Genomic DNA, 12,216 nt, shown 5'->3' with positions numbered 1-12,216 from the left:
GCTGCTGCTGCTGCTGCTGTCTTCTTAACTCTACCGCGATCTACCGGAGCCGAGAACCCCCACTCCGGGAAAATCCGAGAAGATTGTTAAAGGTTGGCGTGCATTTCATCGCGAGTACAACATAGGGTAATATATTTGACAAAATACTTGCTGTTGGCAGCGACATTAAAAGATGTCACGCCGATTAAGTAATATAACGAAAGTAGTAATGTTAGGAGTGAGAAAGTTGAAAAAGGTTGAAGCTATTATTCGCCCCTTTAAACTAGACGAAGTGAAAATCGCGCTCGTCAATGCTGGTATTGTGGGGATGACTGTTTCTGAAGTTAGAGGTTTTGGCCGTCAGAAGGGCATGACAGAACGCTATCGCGGTTCGGAGTACACCGTTGAGTTTTTGCAAAAGCTCAAGGTCGAGATTGTTGTCGAAAACGATCAGGTTGACATGGTGGTTGATAAAATTATCGCTGCTTCCCGCACGGGCGAGATTGGCGACGGCAAGATTTTCATCTCTCCTGTAGAACAAATTATTCGGATTCGGACTGGGGAAAAAAACCAGGAAGCAATCTAAGATACTGGGGCATTGGGCATTGGGCATTGGTCATTGGTAACTGGTCATTGCCAAGGAAAAACCTCTTTCCTGTTTAGTTCTGATACCTAAGTGTCAATATCCAATGCCACAGTTACCCCCGGTTTTAGCTTTTTTCCCGATTATGGGTTGACAAGGTTCGCCATTTGTGGTAAGAGAGCATGGAAGGCTCGACCGCGATGAGAGTGCGATCGCTTGATATCCGGTGTCATTTCGGCAAAAGTTTGTTGCTGTGCGGGTACGTAGAAAATGGGGTCATATCCGAAACCTCCGGTACCGCGAGGAGCGTGCAGAATTTCGCCGCGGCAAATTCCTTCTACTTGCAAGGCAATTGTACCGTCGGGACGGGCGATCGCGATCGCGCAAACAAATTGTGCTTCGCGGTTTTGTTCGCTTCCCAATTCTTTGAGGAGTCGAGAGATTCTGTCAGCATCAGTTTTCCCGTAGCGCGCGGAATAAATCCCAGGTTGACCGTCGAGTGCATCTACCATTAAACCAGAATCATCCGCGATCGACCATTGGCCGGTTGCTTGTGCCACTTCAGACGCCTTCAAGCAAGCATTAGCAATAAAAGTTTCGCCTGTTTCCTCGATTTCCAACTCTTCCGGTTTGAGTTGCAATTCCCATCCCAACTCCTGAAGATAAACTTGCATTTCCTTGAGTTTACCCGGATTGCCCGTAGCTACAACTAGCAATTTGCGATCGGTCATTCGATTTTAGATTTTAGATTTTAGATTTTAGATTGACTTGCGCGAGATAAATTCGGGGGATGCAAGGATTTTAGATTTTAGATTTTGGATTGATTCCACGGATAAATCACGTGGCGGGTACCACCTTTGAAATTCTTGGTCATTATTTCTCTTAAAACTTACGGCTCCATATTAACAAACATATTGGGAAAAGGGTTGCAACAAAATTCCCAAAATCTTATCAACATCTTGAATATAGTATTCAATCGGATCGATATAAACAGTAGTTTCCTCCAAAATCAAGAATTTCCAGTTAGTTCCCGTCGTCACCGCGCCGTAAATGCGATCGACCTCACTGCCTTGGTTTTGATTGAAACATTGAGCCGCTACCATTGCAGCCGCGCATTGACCCAAACCGCCAATAATATCTTCCTTTTTTGCCTCAAAAATTGTTATAACCGGAGCACTGATGAACAATTGTTCTGGAGAACCGCTAATAATATAATCGCAAAATCCTTGCAAACCTCTTTCTGGATCGACAGTAAAATCCTTACCGGAAAAAAGAGAAACTCGTTTGTTTAACAATCGCCGAACTTCGGCTAAAATCGGGGCAATCAAAAATTCTGAGCGAGCTTTTTCTGTGGAAATAAAAGTTGCTAGCGGTACATAATCAATCAGGATTGTTGTTAAAATTTCTGAGGGTGAAACTGGTTTTGTCTCGGCAAATAAATTGCGACTTTCATCTAAGGTTAATCCAAAATCTTTTTTGACTCTCGCAAGGCTGAAATCGCTGTATGCCATCTTGTTTTATCCTAATATATATATCTGATATAGCAATAGTATTTCCTTGGTGAGTAAATTTTTTTTTACGAACCGCGAAGACGCGAAGGAAGAGAAGAGAAGAGAAGAGAAGAGAAGAGAAAGAGTTCACAATTGATGGAGGATTGCTATGGCAATACGATTTTATTTATCAAGAAGATTTTTTTACCGCAGAGGACGCAGAGGGCACGGAGAAAGAGAGATTTGATATCAAGTCATCCGCGTTTATCTGCGTTTATCTGCGGTTGAAAACTCCAATCAATTATGCGCCCAATTTTTAGCCCAGTTTAAGTTTTGCATCACTTCTTTCAAAGTTGCCGCTTCGGAATACAGCCGCAACACGGGTTCGGTTCCGCTAAACCGAATTAACAACCAGCTTCCGTCGGCTAAACGGAATTTATATCCGTCAACTTTGTTGCAATCTACAACTGCTTTGCCGGCGATTTCTGTTAAGGGTTGATTTTGCAGCAGCGACAGCAAACGCGACCTTTCTTCCATGTTTGCTAAGTGCAAGTCGATTCTGTCATAAGCTGAAGTAAAGCTGGTTTCTTGTTGCAGCCGGCTGTAAATTTCGCTTAAGTCTTCCCCGGATTTGACAACTGCTTCTAACAAGTACAGCGCTGACAGCAAAGCATCTCGTTCGGGAATGTGCGTACCGTAACCAATTCCTCCCGATTCTTCGCCGCCGACTAAGACTTGGGTGGTTAACATTCGATCGGCTATATACTTGTAACCGATCGGCGTTTCAAATAACGGCAAGTTGTACAGCTTGGCAATTTTGGGAATTATGTCTGAACCGCTGACTGTTTTGATGACTTCCCCGGTCAAGCCGCGCCGTGAAGCTAAATGTTCGATTAATACGGGAATTAGGATTTGCGAACTGAGAAAGTTGCCGCTAGAGTCAACGGCTGCAATTCGATCGCTATCTCCGTCAAATACAAATCCGATCGACAAACCAGAACTTTTTCGCTGGTGAGTTCGCATCACGCGGAATAACTGCGACAGGTAGCGGGGCAAAGGTTCGGGTGCACCGCCTCCAAACAGCGGATCTCGATCGCTGTTGACTTCGTGTACTGTTTCTTCTAAAATTTGAGCTAATCCTCCTGCTGCGGCACCGTGCATTACATCTACAAATACTGTAATTTTGCCGCTGGCGATCGCTTCTTTAATCGCCTCAATATCTACCATTTCCCGCAAGGTTTTGCAGTAAGCCGGCCAAGGATTGAAATTCTCTAATTTGCCGGGAGTTGCTGAAAGTGCCGCCGGATTTTCTAGTTTTGCTTCTATCTGTTGAGTAACTTCGGGCGACACTGAACCGCCAAATCCGCCCTTGACTTTTAACCCTAAATATGCACCGGGATTGTGGCTGGCGGTCAGGACGATCGCACCCAAAGCATTTAATTGTTTGGCAGCTAAACTGAAAGCCGGAGTGGGGGCGTAAGATTCGCTCAGCAGCACGTCAAATCCTGCGTTTTGGATGGCAGCAGCCGCTGTTTTGGCAAATTCTTCAGCCAAAAATCGGCGGTCGTGACCGACAATTACGGTACCGCTGCTGCCATCGCTGCCGCCGGTTTGTGCGAGAACTTGTGCCGCTAAGGGAGCGACTAACGCTACGCGATCGAATGTAAAATCGTCAGCAATGATGCCGCGCCAGCCATCTGTTCCGAATTTAATGGGATTCATTAGTCACAAGCCATGAGTCACCCGTCTATTTTATGGGTTTATCAGTCGATCGTCATCTGATTTTAGATTTTAGATTTTAGATTTTAGATTATGGAATTGCTTGCACAGCTTTTACTCTGGCTGTTGACTGTTGAGAGTTGGCTGCCGTTAGCTTTGCTTGATAATAGATTGTGTTGGGTTGCGTCCCTCAACCCAACCTACTAATTACTGTTAACTACCAACTGCCAACTGCCAACTGCCAACTCTCAACTGACTAAAAGAATGCAGGTTGGTGGCGGATCAAATTCAGGAATTCTTCGCGAGTTTTCTGTTCTTCTTGAAACACGCCCAACATGGCACTCGTAACCGTCCAAGCACCGGGTTTTTGCACGCCCCGCATCGTCATGCACATATGGCTGGCTTCCATGACTACAGCTACGCCCTTCGGTTCCAATATTGTCTGAACTGCTTCGGCAATTTGACGTGTCAAACGTTCCTGCACCTGCAACCGACGGCTGTACATCTCGGCTATTCTGGCTAATTTGCTCAGTCCCACTACTTTTTGGTTGGGAATGTAAGCTACGTGAACTCTTCCCATAAACGGCAGCATATGGTGTTCGCACATACTGAATACGCTGATGTCTCGCACCAGTACCATTTCGTTGTGACCTTCGTCAAAGATAGCGCCGTTGAGGAGTTCTTCGAGGGATTGAGTGTACCCGCTGGTGAGAAACCGCATTGCTTCTGCTACCCGCTTTGGGGTTTTGAGCAATCCTTCGCGTTCGGGATCTTCTCCTACTCCCAGCAGCAGGGTGCGAACGGCGGCCATCATTTCTTCCTGGCCTACTTCTGAGGGTACGGGTACGCTGGATTCGTGACCGTTGGAGGAATTGCGATCCGGTCGAGTGGGGATGCGCGGGGAGTTGTTCTCTGCGGTTTCTGAAAGTTTCATGCTGTCAGTCGAGATTGAGTTCGAGCCATTGGAATTGGTGGAAGATGCAATTGTCATAAAAAGTTGGTGTGAGGGTGAATCGATTTTCGATTTTCGATTTTCGATAGGGGGATATAGCGAGAGATTCAAAGATTGTTGAATTCGATAAAAATCCAGCAGTCTCAAATCTCTTGTTCACAAAACTCCTGCGTTGGACATGAGGGTGATTTCTTCAATTACTGCACTTGCTGGCAACTGAACTGCGTGCAGAATTGATTGGGCGACGATTTCTGGGGTTAACATGGCGGTGCGATCGAAATCGGCGTCCACGGTGTCTGTGTCCCACATGGGAGTATTGACAGAACCCGGACAGATTGCTGTTACGCGAATTCCGCGAGCCCGTTCTTCGGCGGCTAAGGTTTTAGACAAAGCCATGAGACCGAATTTACTGACGCAGTAGGCTCCCCAGTTGGGGAAGGTTTGGCTGCCGGCGATCGAGGAAACGTTGATGATGATTCCCGATCCGCGATCGCGCATGGACGGCAAAACTCCTAGAATGCACTGCCAAACGCTAGTAAGATTGAGGTCTAGAACGCTCTGCCAGTCGGCTAGGGGGGTTTCCATCAATGAGCGGGTGTAGCCCATACCAGCGCTGTTGACCAGGATATCTATAGGGCCGAATTGAGCTGCGATCGCGCTGATGCTGCTTTGCACTTGCTCAATTTTTGCCAAGTCTGAGGGATAAGCTTCTGCTTTCACTCCGACTTCTCGGGCTGCTGCGGCAACGGCTTCTAAGTTTTCTGACTCTCGGCTAACTAAAGCCAAATTTATGCCCTCGGCGGCGAACGCTAGAGCCGTCGCTTTGCCAATACCGCTGCTGGCTCCGGTAATCAGAGCCTGCTTTGTTGTTGGATGGTTCATTCAGTGTCCTAATACTTTCGCTCGGCAACTCCCTCAAGCGTTGCAGCCTTCTTCGGCAAATTAGAAAGCTGTCGGCAGCGGGCGATCGCAGTTAATTATGAGATCAACATTAAGAACTGTTAAGCCGGTGTCACCTGAAAAATTATAACACTGCTGACTGATTCGCTGAATAGTGACTGGTGAGTTATCAGTTATGAGTTGGAAGTTAAGAGATGTTCACTCATAACCGATAACTTTGAATCGATCGGCTCAAGCAGAAATTTCTGTGAATACACCGATGTGGCGAAACTTTTGATACCGGAGCTGGCGCCGCTGCTGACTCGTAAGCTGGGTGAGTTCTGCTAAGTTTTCCAACAAAGCTTGTTTGAGTATGGAAGCGGCTTTGAGGGGATTCGAGTGAGCGCCGCCGATCGGCTCTGGTACTATTTGATCGAGAACGCCGAGGTTTTTCAAATCCCAGGAAGTGATTTTCAGGGCTTCGGCGGCCAAGTTAGCTTTGCCAGCGTCTTTCCAGAGAATGGCCGCACAAGCTTCGGGAGTAGCGACGGTGTAGACGGAATGTTCCAGCATCAACAGCCGCTCGCCGACACCGATACCCAAGGCGCCGCCGGAACCGCCTTCACCGATGACGGTGCAAATAATGGGAACGTCGAGGCGAAACATTTCTCGGAGGTTGCAGGCGATCGCCTCTCCCTGTCCGAGCTGTTCGGCTTCTAAGCCCGCCCAAGCTCCCGGAGTGTCGATAAACGTGAAAATTGGCATTCCGAAGCGATCGGCGTGTTCCATCAACCGCAGGGCTTTCCGGTAGCCGCCGGGAGCTGCCATACCGAAGTTGCGGGCGATATTGTCTTTAGTGTCGCGCCCTTTTTGATGGCCGATGATGACTGTGGGACGCCCGTCTATGCGGGCAATTCCGCCGACGAGGGCCGGGTCGTCTCCGCCGCGCCGATCGCCGTGAAGCTCGATCCACTCGTCGCTAATTGCCTGAATGTAATCGAGGGTGCTGGGGCGGCGCGGGTGACGGGCCAGTTGCAGCCGCTGCATGGGGGACAAGCTGCTGAAAATCTCTTGTCGCAGTTGGGTCGAACGCGCTTCGAGTTTGCGAATTTCGTCTGTGACATCGACGCTGTTTTCTTCGGCGAGTTGGCGAATCTGGTGAATTCGGGTTTCTAGTTCGGCCAGAGGCTTTTCAAAATCTAAGAGTAGTGGTTTGCGGTCGGGGTTTGCCACGCTGATAATTTCTATAAGGTTTTAAGGTTTTGTCGATCGACTATTTCCCGATCCTACCCTGTCAGGGGATGCTGAAAAAGAGGGGAAGTTTTGAATTTTGAATTTTGAATTTTGCTTTGCTTAGTAACCTGGTTGACAACCAGAGGCTTGAGCCTCGTTTTTTGCTACACTATTTTTGCTTGCTTCTGATGTTTGCGCGCGTATTACTCCGCGCCGCTCGGCTCCGGACAGGCACAAAATACCTAACGCTGAACTGTTGGCAAGTCCAATCAGCGACACCCGGGCGATCGACCTCACCTCTACGGAAGCTTTAACAGCCCTGTCTGTATTAGCTGTTGTCGCCGACCATCAAATATCAGAAAAAAGACAAACTTTTGTCGCGAATCCCCCGGGCTGGTTGAGAACTACACACAACTTTTGTTTTCGTCGTGCGATCGGGCATAATGTTAACTGTTAACTGTTAACTCTCTAAAAAAAGTTACTGGTTATTATCAGAAAAACTTTCTTCAATAACCAATAACCGCAAAAAATCACATCAAAATGACATTAAAGGTCGGAAACCGTGTTTAACTGAAATCTCGCCGATTTGCTCCATTTTTTCGACAGTAATTTGATTCCGTCCCCAAGAAAAATTGGTATACAATTTTTCAAATTCCAGCAGCATTGATTCGGCAAAACAGGCAAACAACTGTCTGCCCGGCACATCCATATTGACAATCTTCATAATTTTCCACTCAATATCGAGGGAATGCTCCACAATGCCGCCATTGAGTACGTAAATTTCCGGATGCTGAACCTGAGTTGCCAAATTTTTCGGATAGCCACCGTCAATCAATAAACAGGGTTGCTTCAAGGTCTTAGGGTCAATTTCTACTCCCTTTGGCATACTGGCTACCCAGACAACTATATCCGCTTGGGGCAGGGCTTCTTCCAAATCCATGATTTTGCCTCGCCCCAATTCCGATTGCAAATCTTGTAATCGTTCTTTGTCGCGGGCAATGAGCAACAATTCTGCTACATTTGTTTTAACATTGAGCCAGCGACACACCGCACTGCCTATATCCCCAGTAGCACCGCAAACCGCTACAGTGGCTTTTGAAAGTTCAATTCCCAATTTTGGGGCTGCTTCTTCTACTTGGCGGCAGAGGATGTAAGCTGTGTGAGTGTTACCAGTGGTGAAGCGTTCAAACTCCAACTTGAGATTGCGAATTTGCTTAATTTGCTGCAAATTGAAAGTCTCAAAAATGATCGAAGAAAAGCCGCCTAAAGCAGTGATGTTAATCCCGTTTTTTTGAGCGTGTGCCATCGCATTAAGGATTTTGCGAGTGGCTGCTTTAATCCGGCGAGTGGCTAGCATTTCTGGCAGAAAACAGGACTCGACATAGCGCCCTTCTATTTTTTGTCCAGTGATGCTTGTTACCGTGATATGATCAACTATTTGGGGCGGTGCGCTGCACCAAAAATCGAGACCTTGATCGCCATATTCTGGATAGCCCAGCTCGTTAGCTACTGATTGGGCGTGTTCTAAGCTGGTTAAGTGACCGATTAGACCAAACATTAAGTTGTCAAATGAAGGAAGATTGAAGATTGAAGATTGAAGATTGAAAATGGAAGAGGGAAGATGGGAAGATTAAAAATTTATATTTTAAAATGAGGTATCCCATTTTTAATTTTTAATTTTTAATTTTTTTCCCATTCCTTATGTCCGAATTAACTAGGCTGCTAAGCCTTGTGCTGACATCCGCATGATATCGCGGTTGTTAAAGCCTATGTTGCCTAGAGCTTCGCCGTAGGCAATCATAAAGTCTTCGATTAAAGCATCTTTTTCCATTCCTAAAACGCGGGCATCGTCTGCGACAGCGTTTAGCAGCTTCCAGATGATGGGCAGGTTTTGGCGGTTGGCGGCTTCTAGTTCGGCTTTGGATTCCTCAAAGTGAGCTTGCAGCCAGACTTCCCCAAAGTTGAGGTGGCTGTATTCTTCTTTGACTACGCCTTCGGTGATTTTGCGGGCAAAGTCATCGGCGACGGGGATGTAGATGTTGTAAGCTGCGATCGCAAAACACTCAATAATTAGCGATTGAATCAACAAGCAAGTTACAATCTGACCTTGGGCCGCAGCCGTTTGGAAGTTTCTGTGCAGTTCCGAAAAGAACTCTTTGGCAAATGCCATGTCGGGCGTGACTTTAAGATTCCGGCCACAAGCTTGGAACCCTTTCATGTGGCGGTTCTCCATCTTGGACAAGCCAACTAACTCTGCTTTTTTGTCAGCCAACAGTTCGGCCAGTGTCAGGTAATTGTCGTGAGCTTCTTGTTCGCCTTCAATCACAATGGCGTTGATGCGGCTGTAAGCATCTTTGTAAGTTTCGGTTTGAAAGTCAATTGTTGGGCTGGCCTCAAGCTGGGGCATAGATATGTAGTCTCCTTATATAAGCTTGTGGGATGTTTGGAAACCCCTTTAAAATTAGGGGTCAGTGACAGTGCACTTTACCTTTTTTGAACGCACCCCATCTAAATCAGAGATTATAGCTGAGGGTTCTTTCGACAAAGAAATTTTCTTTGACGTTCCGGGAAAAACTGGCGTCCTCAGTGTGTTTGGCAGACTTTTGCCGTCGAACACTCCAGAAAGACTATCGCTAGAATGCTATCTATTTACTAATTACTTGAATTAGTCGTTAGTCGATCTTTTGCCCGGAAATAGATGATAGAAATACGGTCTATGTCTCCCCCTTTCTGGGTTTTAGGGTTTTATAGTACCAAATCTATCTATAACATTATATCCTAATCACAACTTCCTCCCTAGGTACTCCTTCTTTCCCTCTACGACTATTATGTTGTTGTATGGGAATCTGGGAGGCGATCGGGTTGGAGAACCTCACAGGCTTATTATTTTAGGTTAATTCAGAAATTTATGGGTAAATCCTTTGACAGGCCTCAAGCGCTGGAATTGCTGAGTTTTATTTTGTTGCTGGCGGGTGCTGCGCTGGTGCTGCTGCCGCTGGCTGCTGTATTTTTGGTTTCTATATCACCATCTGGTGTTGGTGTCAAGACCACAGGCCTGACTTTTGCAAACTATCAGGAGGCTTGGCGACGGGGCAATTTTTTGTTGGCATTTCTTAATTCTACTCTAGTGGCGATCGCAGTAACTGCTTTTCAGGTTGTGACTTCTGCTTTGGCCGGTTACGCCTTGGCCAGACTCAAGTTTCGCGGGCGACAGGCGATTGTGTTGGGGGTTTTGGCGACGCTGGTAATTCCGTTTCAGCTTTTGGTGATTCCCATTTTCTTGGTGTTGAAGTGGGGCCACCTGCTGAATACTTACGGGGCGCTGATTTTGCCGACGGCGGCTAACGGTTTTGGGATTTTTCTGCTGCGACAGTATTTTATGACTGTTCCGGTGGAGTTGGAGGAGGCGGCAATGCTGGATGGGGCTAACCGCTGGCAGGTTTTGTGGCAGGTGATGTTACCTTTGGCGAGGCCAGCTTTGGTGACGCTGTTTTTGTTTACGTTTATCGGAGAGTGGAACGATTTGTTTAAGCCGCTGGTATTTACGACGCGGCCCGAGTTGCGGACTGTGCAGTTGGTTTTGGCTGAGTTTCAGGAACAGTTTACTAGCAGTTGGCAGTTGTTGATGGCGGCGGTGGTGATTGGGAGTGTGCCGGTGGTGTTGCTGTTTTTGGCCGGTCAGCGGCAGTTTATTCGGGGGATTGCGGCGACGGGGATTAAGAATTGAGGTGGAGATGCTTGGTAATTAAGTTTATAGTCAGATGTTGAACCATTCTCGCTTCACAGGCATCTTGCCTGTGAAGCGAGAATATTTAGTATTTGTGGAACAGGCATCTTGCCTGTTGCTGACATTGGTAAAAAATGTGAATTTGGAGTCACTCTGCGAGTGAAATCGCTACTATACAAACGAAGTTAACTTTAACTAGACTAAGATATAAAGGGGATATTAAAGCTGTATTATGTGAATCTATGCAGAAGCTCGGTTTGTTTTTATTTATCGTATCTTTTGTACCGTGGTTAGTAGTCTTATTTATTGTACCCTTCCTGCCGCTGGACATTACGCAAAAAACTACTTTATCTGTCGTTTTGGCTGTTGGGGCAGAAGTTTGTTTTTGGCTGAGTGTGGTTATATTGGGAAAAGAAGTAGTTACTAAATATCGGCGTTATTTGCATCCCCGCTATCTTTGGAAAAAAATCAGAAATTTTCACCGCCGATGAACAGGAATACACGCCGATAATAAGCCGGTAGGTTGGCATTTATCCGCAGTCAATGTTGAGCTACTCGCTGAAAATTTGCAAGCGAACAGAGCGTTCTCCGTCTCCGAAATCCACTTCAATCTTTTCTCCCGAAAGAGTGTCCAAGCATCCCAAAAGCAACCGCAAATTGGGTGTGCTGGCTCCTGTATCCACGTACAATCTATCTGCCAAACTGCCTAAACGCTTCCAAATTGTGTAAAGTTTGACTACTGTTTGTTCTAGCTGTGCAGCTTGTTTTACAACGTCGGCGGTGGTTCCCAAACAGCCTACTCGCAAAGATTCTTCTAAGGCCATTTCCATGTCTAAATGAGACTGATTGAGAGCTTGTACTTGGGCGGCGGCGTCGAGATATTTTGATAAGTTCTTGGCGTCGGATGTTAGCTGTTTGACAGTATCTACGTCGGGATTTTCTGCTACTTCTTTTTGAATTTCACTTTGGTGAGATGGGGAGAGTTTCTCCATTTCTTTGACTAAAGGAGCGAGGTAGCGGGAAGGTAGAGAACCTGTAGATGCTTTTTCTTTGACTTCTTCTGGCAATAAATCTGAGTTCATTGCCATCCATTCGTCGGATAGTTGTTTGACTTCGCGGCGGGTGATGCGATCGCCACTTGCTGCGGCATCTGTTACCATTTGCTGCACTTCGGGTGATGCTTTGGCGGTTTCTACAAAGGCTCTTTTGCTGAAGTTTCTAATGGAATTTGGGTCTAAATCTCCTTGCTGGATCAGAGTGTCGGCACTATTAGCTAATTCTATCAAAGAATAGGCTTGACTTTTGCCAATTTCTCTTTCTTTGAGCCAGTTCAAAAACCCTGTGCCGCGTCCTTCGCCGCCTTTTTTTTCCCTGTCTCTAACTGTTCGGAGAATGCGTCCCCGCCAAATGTCGGTTTGCAAGTCGAAGCGATCGCACACTTTCCAGGCATTGTCAACCTGATTTTCAAAATCAAAGTCGGGTATTTGTTCGTCTTCTGGGTCTGGCAATTGGAAATTGATATCGGTAAAGCCGTTGAGGGCTTCTGCAAGTTCTGCGGGATTTAGGGGGACTTCAGCCATTAGGAAAAATTTGTGTAGTGAAATAGCCGGTTTAATTGGTAACTTGCACGGATTTACAGTTTAGACGCTATATG

Annotated in this window: 15 protein-coding genes; 6 read left to right on the top strand and 9 right to left on the bottom strand. The window is 46.5% G+C overall.

The window, feature by feature from the left end:
* Positions 1 to 226 precede the first annotated feature (226 nt).
* Positions 227 to 565 carry a P-II family nitrogen regulator gene (locus QUA80_RS00820; protein ID WP_265234570.1) on the top strand — a complete coding sequence of 113 codons (339 nt, stop codon included), beginning with the start codon at positions 227 to 229 and terminating at the stop codon, positions 563 to 565.
* Positions 566 to 705: 140 nt separating this feature from the next.
* On the opposite strand, the gene rdgB is transcribed toward QUA80_RS00820, so the two are convergent.
* The 6 genes from rdgB to accA form a co-directional block, all read right to left on the bottom strand.
* On the bottom strand, positions 706 to 1,293 hold the full coding sequence (gene rdgB / locus QUA80_RS00815) for an RdgB/HAM1 family non-canonical purine NTP pyrophosphatase (RefSeq protein WP_333420472.1): 588 nt from the start codon (positions 1,291 to 1,293) through the stop codon (positions 706 to 708).
* Positions 1,294 to 1,464: 171 nt separating this feature from the next.
* Entirely contained in the window at positions 1,465 to 2,073 is a 609-nt protein-coding gene (locus QUA80_RS00810; RefSeq protein WP_333420470.1) for a hypothetical protein, read from the bottom strand.
* A 276-nt stretch (positions 2,074 to 2,349) separates the two neighbouring features.
* Complete coding sequence (locus tag QUA80_RS00805) at positions 2,350 to 3,774, bottom strand: phosphoglucomutase/phosphomannomutase family protein (protein WP_333420468.1); 1,425 nt, start codon at positions 3,772 to 3,774, stop codon at positions 2,350 to 2,352.
* A 253-nt stretch (positions 3,775 to 4,027) separates the two neighbouring features.
* The gene (gene folE, locus QUA80_RS00800; protein ID WP_333420466.1) at positions 4,028 to 4,762 is read right to left on the bottom strand and encodes a GTP cyclohydrolase I FolE; all 735 of its coding nucleotides are present in this window, start codon (positions 4,760 to 4,762) and stop codon (positions 4,028 to 4,030) included.
* A gap of 117 nt (positions 4,763 to 4,879) precedes the next feature.
* Positions 4,880 to 5,605: an SDR family oxidoreductase gene (locus QUA80_RS00795; RefSeq protein WP_333420463.1), complete on the bottom strand. Its 726-nt coding sequence runs from the start codon at positions 5,603 to 5,605 to the stop codon at positions 4,880 to 4,882.
* A gap of 249 nt (positions 5,606 to 5,854) precedes the next feature.
* Positions 5,855 to 6,835: an acetyl-CoA carboxylase carboxyl transferase subunit alpha gene (gene accA, locus QUA80_RS00790; RefSeq protein WP_333236755.1), complete on the bottom strand. Its 981-nt coding sequence runs from the start codon at positions 6,833 to 6,835 to the stop codon at positions 5,855 to 5,857.
* Between the two features lie 256 nt (positions 6,836 to 7,091).
* Here accA and QUA80_RS00785 point away from each other — a divergent pair, with 256 nt between their 5' ends.
* Entirely contained in the window at positions 7,092 to 7,292 is a 201-nt protein-coding gene (locus tag QUA80_RS00785; RefSeq protein ID WP_333420461.1) for a hypothetical protein, read from the top strand.
* A 78-nt stretch (positions 7,293 to 7,370) separates the two neighbouring features.
* Here QUA80_RS00785 and QUA80_RS00780 read toward each other — a convergent pair whose 3' ends face one another.
* Both QUA80_RS00780 and QUA80_RS00775 read right to left on the bottom strand, forming a co-directional pair.
* Entirely contained in the window at positions 7,371 to 8,393 is a 1,023-nt protein-coding gene (locus QUA80_RS00780; RefSeq protein ID WP_333420460.1) for a long-chain acyl-[acyl-carrier-protein] reductase, read from the bottom strand.
* A gap of 156 nt (positions 8,394 to 8,549) precedes the next feature.
* Positions 8,550 to 9,242 carry an aldehyde oxygenase (deformylating) gene (locus QUA80_RS00775; RefSeq protein WP_015174838.1) on the bottom strand — a complete coding sequence of 231 codons (693 nt, stop codon included), beginning with the start codon at positions 9,240 to 9,242 and terminating at the stop codon, positions 8,550 to 8,552.
* 70 nt (positions 9,243 to 9,312) lie between these two features.
* Between QUA80_RS00775 and QUA80_RS00770 the strand changes: the two genes are divergently transcribed.
* From QUA80_RS00770 to QUA80_RS00755, 4 genes are all read left to right on the top strand, one after another.
* Entirely contained in the window at positions 9,313 to 9,504 is a 192-nt protein-coding gene (locus QUA80_RS00770) for a hypothetical protein (protein WP_333420457.1), read from the top strand.
* Between the two features lie 239 nt (positions 9,505 to 9,743).
* A complete protein-coding gene (locus tag QUA80_RS00765) occupies positions 9,744 to 10,562 on the top strand; it encodes a carbohydrate ABC transporter permease (RefSeq protein ID WP_333420456.1) in 819 nt (272 codons plus the stop codon).
* Positions 10,563 to 10,596: 34 nt separating this feature from the next.
* Entirely contained in the window at positions 10,597 to 10,725 is a 129-nt protein-coding gene (locus tag QUA80_RS00760) for a hypothetical protein (protein WP_333420454.1), read from the top strand.
* Positions 10,726 to 10,804: 79 nt separating this feature from the next.
* Positions 10,805 to 11,053 (top strand): transporter suffix domain-containing protein, encoded by a 249-nt coding sequence (locus tag QUA80_RS00755; RefSeq protein ID WP_333420452.1) that lies wholly within the window; start codon positions 10,805 to 10,807, stop codon positions 11,051 to 11,053.
* A gap of 60 nt (positions 11,054 to 11,113) precedes the next feature.
* On the opposite strand, the gene QUA80_RS00750 is transcribed toward QUA80_RS00755, so the two are convergent.
* Entirely contained in the window at positions 11,114 to 12,142 is a 1,029-nt protein-coding gene (locus tag QUA80_RS00750; RefSeq protein WP_333420450.1) for a hypothetical protein, read from the bottom strand.
* Between the last annotated feature and the right edge of the window lie 74 nt (positions 12,143 to 12,216).

The sequence above is a fragment of the Microcoleus sp. F4-D5 genome (assembly GCF_036704885.1).
Classification (GTDB): domain Bacteria; phylum Cyanobacteriota; class Cyanobacteriia; order Cyanobacteriales; family Microcoleaceae; genus Microcoleus.
The sequence above is the reverse complement of the archived record's forward strand: the minus strand, read 5'-3'. Positions and strand labels throughout refer to the sequence as shown.

Bases quoted from the DNA above. Each gene is read 5' to 3' on its own strand.
- rdgB (WP_333420472.1), bottom strand. From the start codon at position 1,293: ATGACCGATCGCAAATTGCTAGTTGTAGCTACGGGCAATCCGGGTAAA.
- QUA80_RS00810 (WP_333420470.1), bottom strand. From the start codon at position 2,073: ATGGCATACAGCGATTTCAGCCTTGCGAGAGTCAAAAAAGATTTTGGA.
- QUA80_RS00805 (WP_333420468.1), bottom strand. From the start codon at position 3,774: ATGAATCCCATTAAATTCGGAACAGATGGCTGGCGCGGCATCATTGCT.
- folE (WP_333420466.1), bottom strand. From the start codon at position 4,762: ATGACAATTGCATCTTCCACCAATTCCAATGGCTCGAACTCAATCTCG.
- QUA80_RS00795 (WP_333420463.1), bottom strand. From the start codon at position 5,605: ATGAACCATCCAACAACAAAGCAGGCTCTGATTACCGGAGCCAGCAGC.
- QUA80_RS00780 (WP_333420460.1), bottom strand. From the start codon at position 8,393: ATGTTTGGTCTAATCGGTCACTTAACCAGCTTAGAACACGCCCAATCA.
- QUA80_RS00775 (WP_015174838.1), bottom strand. From the start codon at position 9,242: ATGCCCCAGCTTGAGGCCAGCCCAACAATTGACTTTCAAACCGAAACT.
- QUA80_RS00765 (WP_333420456.1), top strand. From the start codon at position 9,744: ATGGGTAAATCCTTTGACAGGCCTCAAGCGCTGGAATTGCTGAGTTTT.
- QUA80_RS00760 (WP_333420454.1), top strand. From the start codon at position 10,597: ATGTTGAACCATTCTCGCTTCACAGGCATCTTGCCTGTGAAGCGAGAA.
- QUA80_RS00755 (WP_333420452.1), top strand. From the start codon at position 10,805: ATGCAGAAGCTCGGTTTGTTTTTATTTATCGTATCTTTTGTACCGTGG.
- QUA80_RS00750 (WP_333420450.1), bottom strand. From the start codon at position 12,142: ATGGCTGAAGTCCCCCTAAATCCCGCAGAACTTGCAGAAGCCCTCAAC.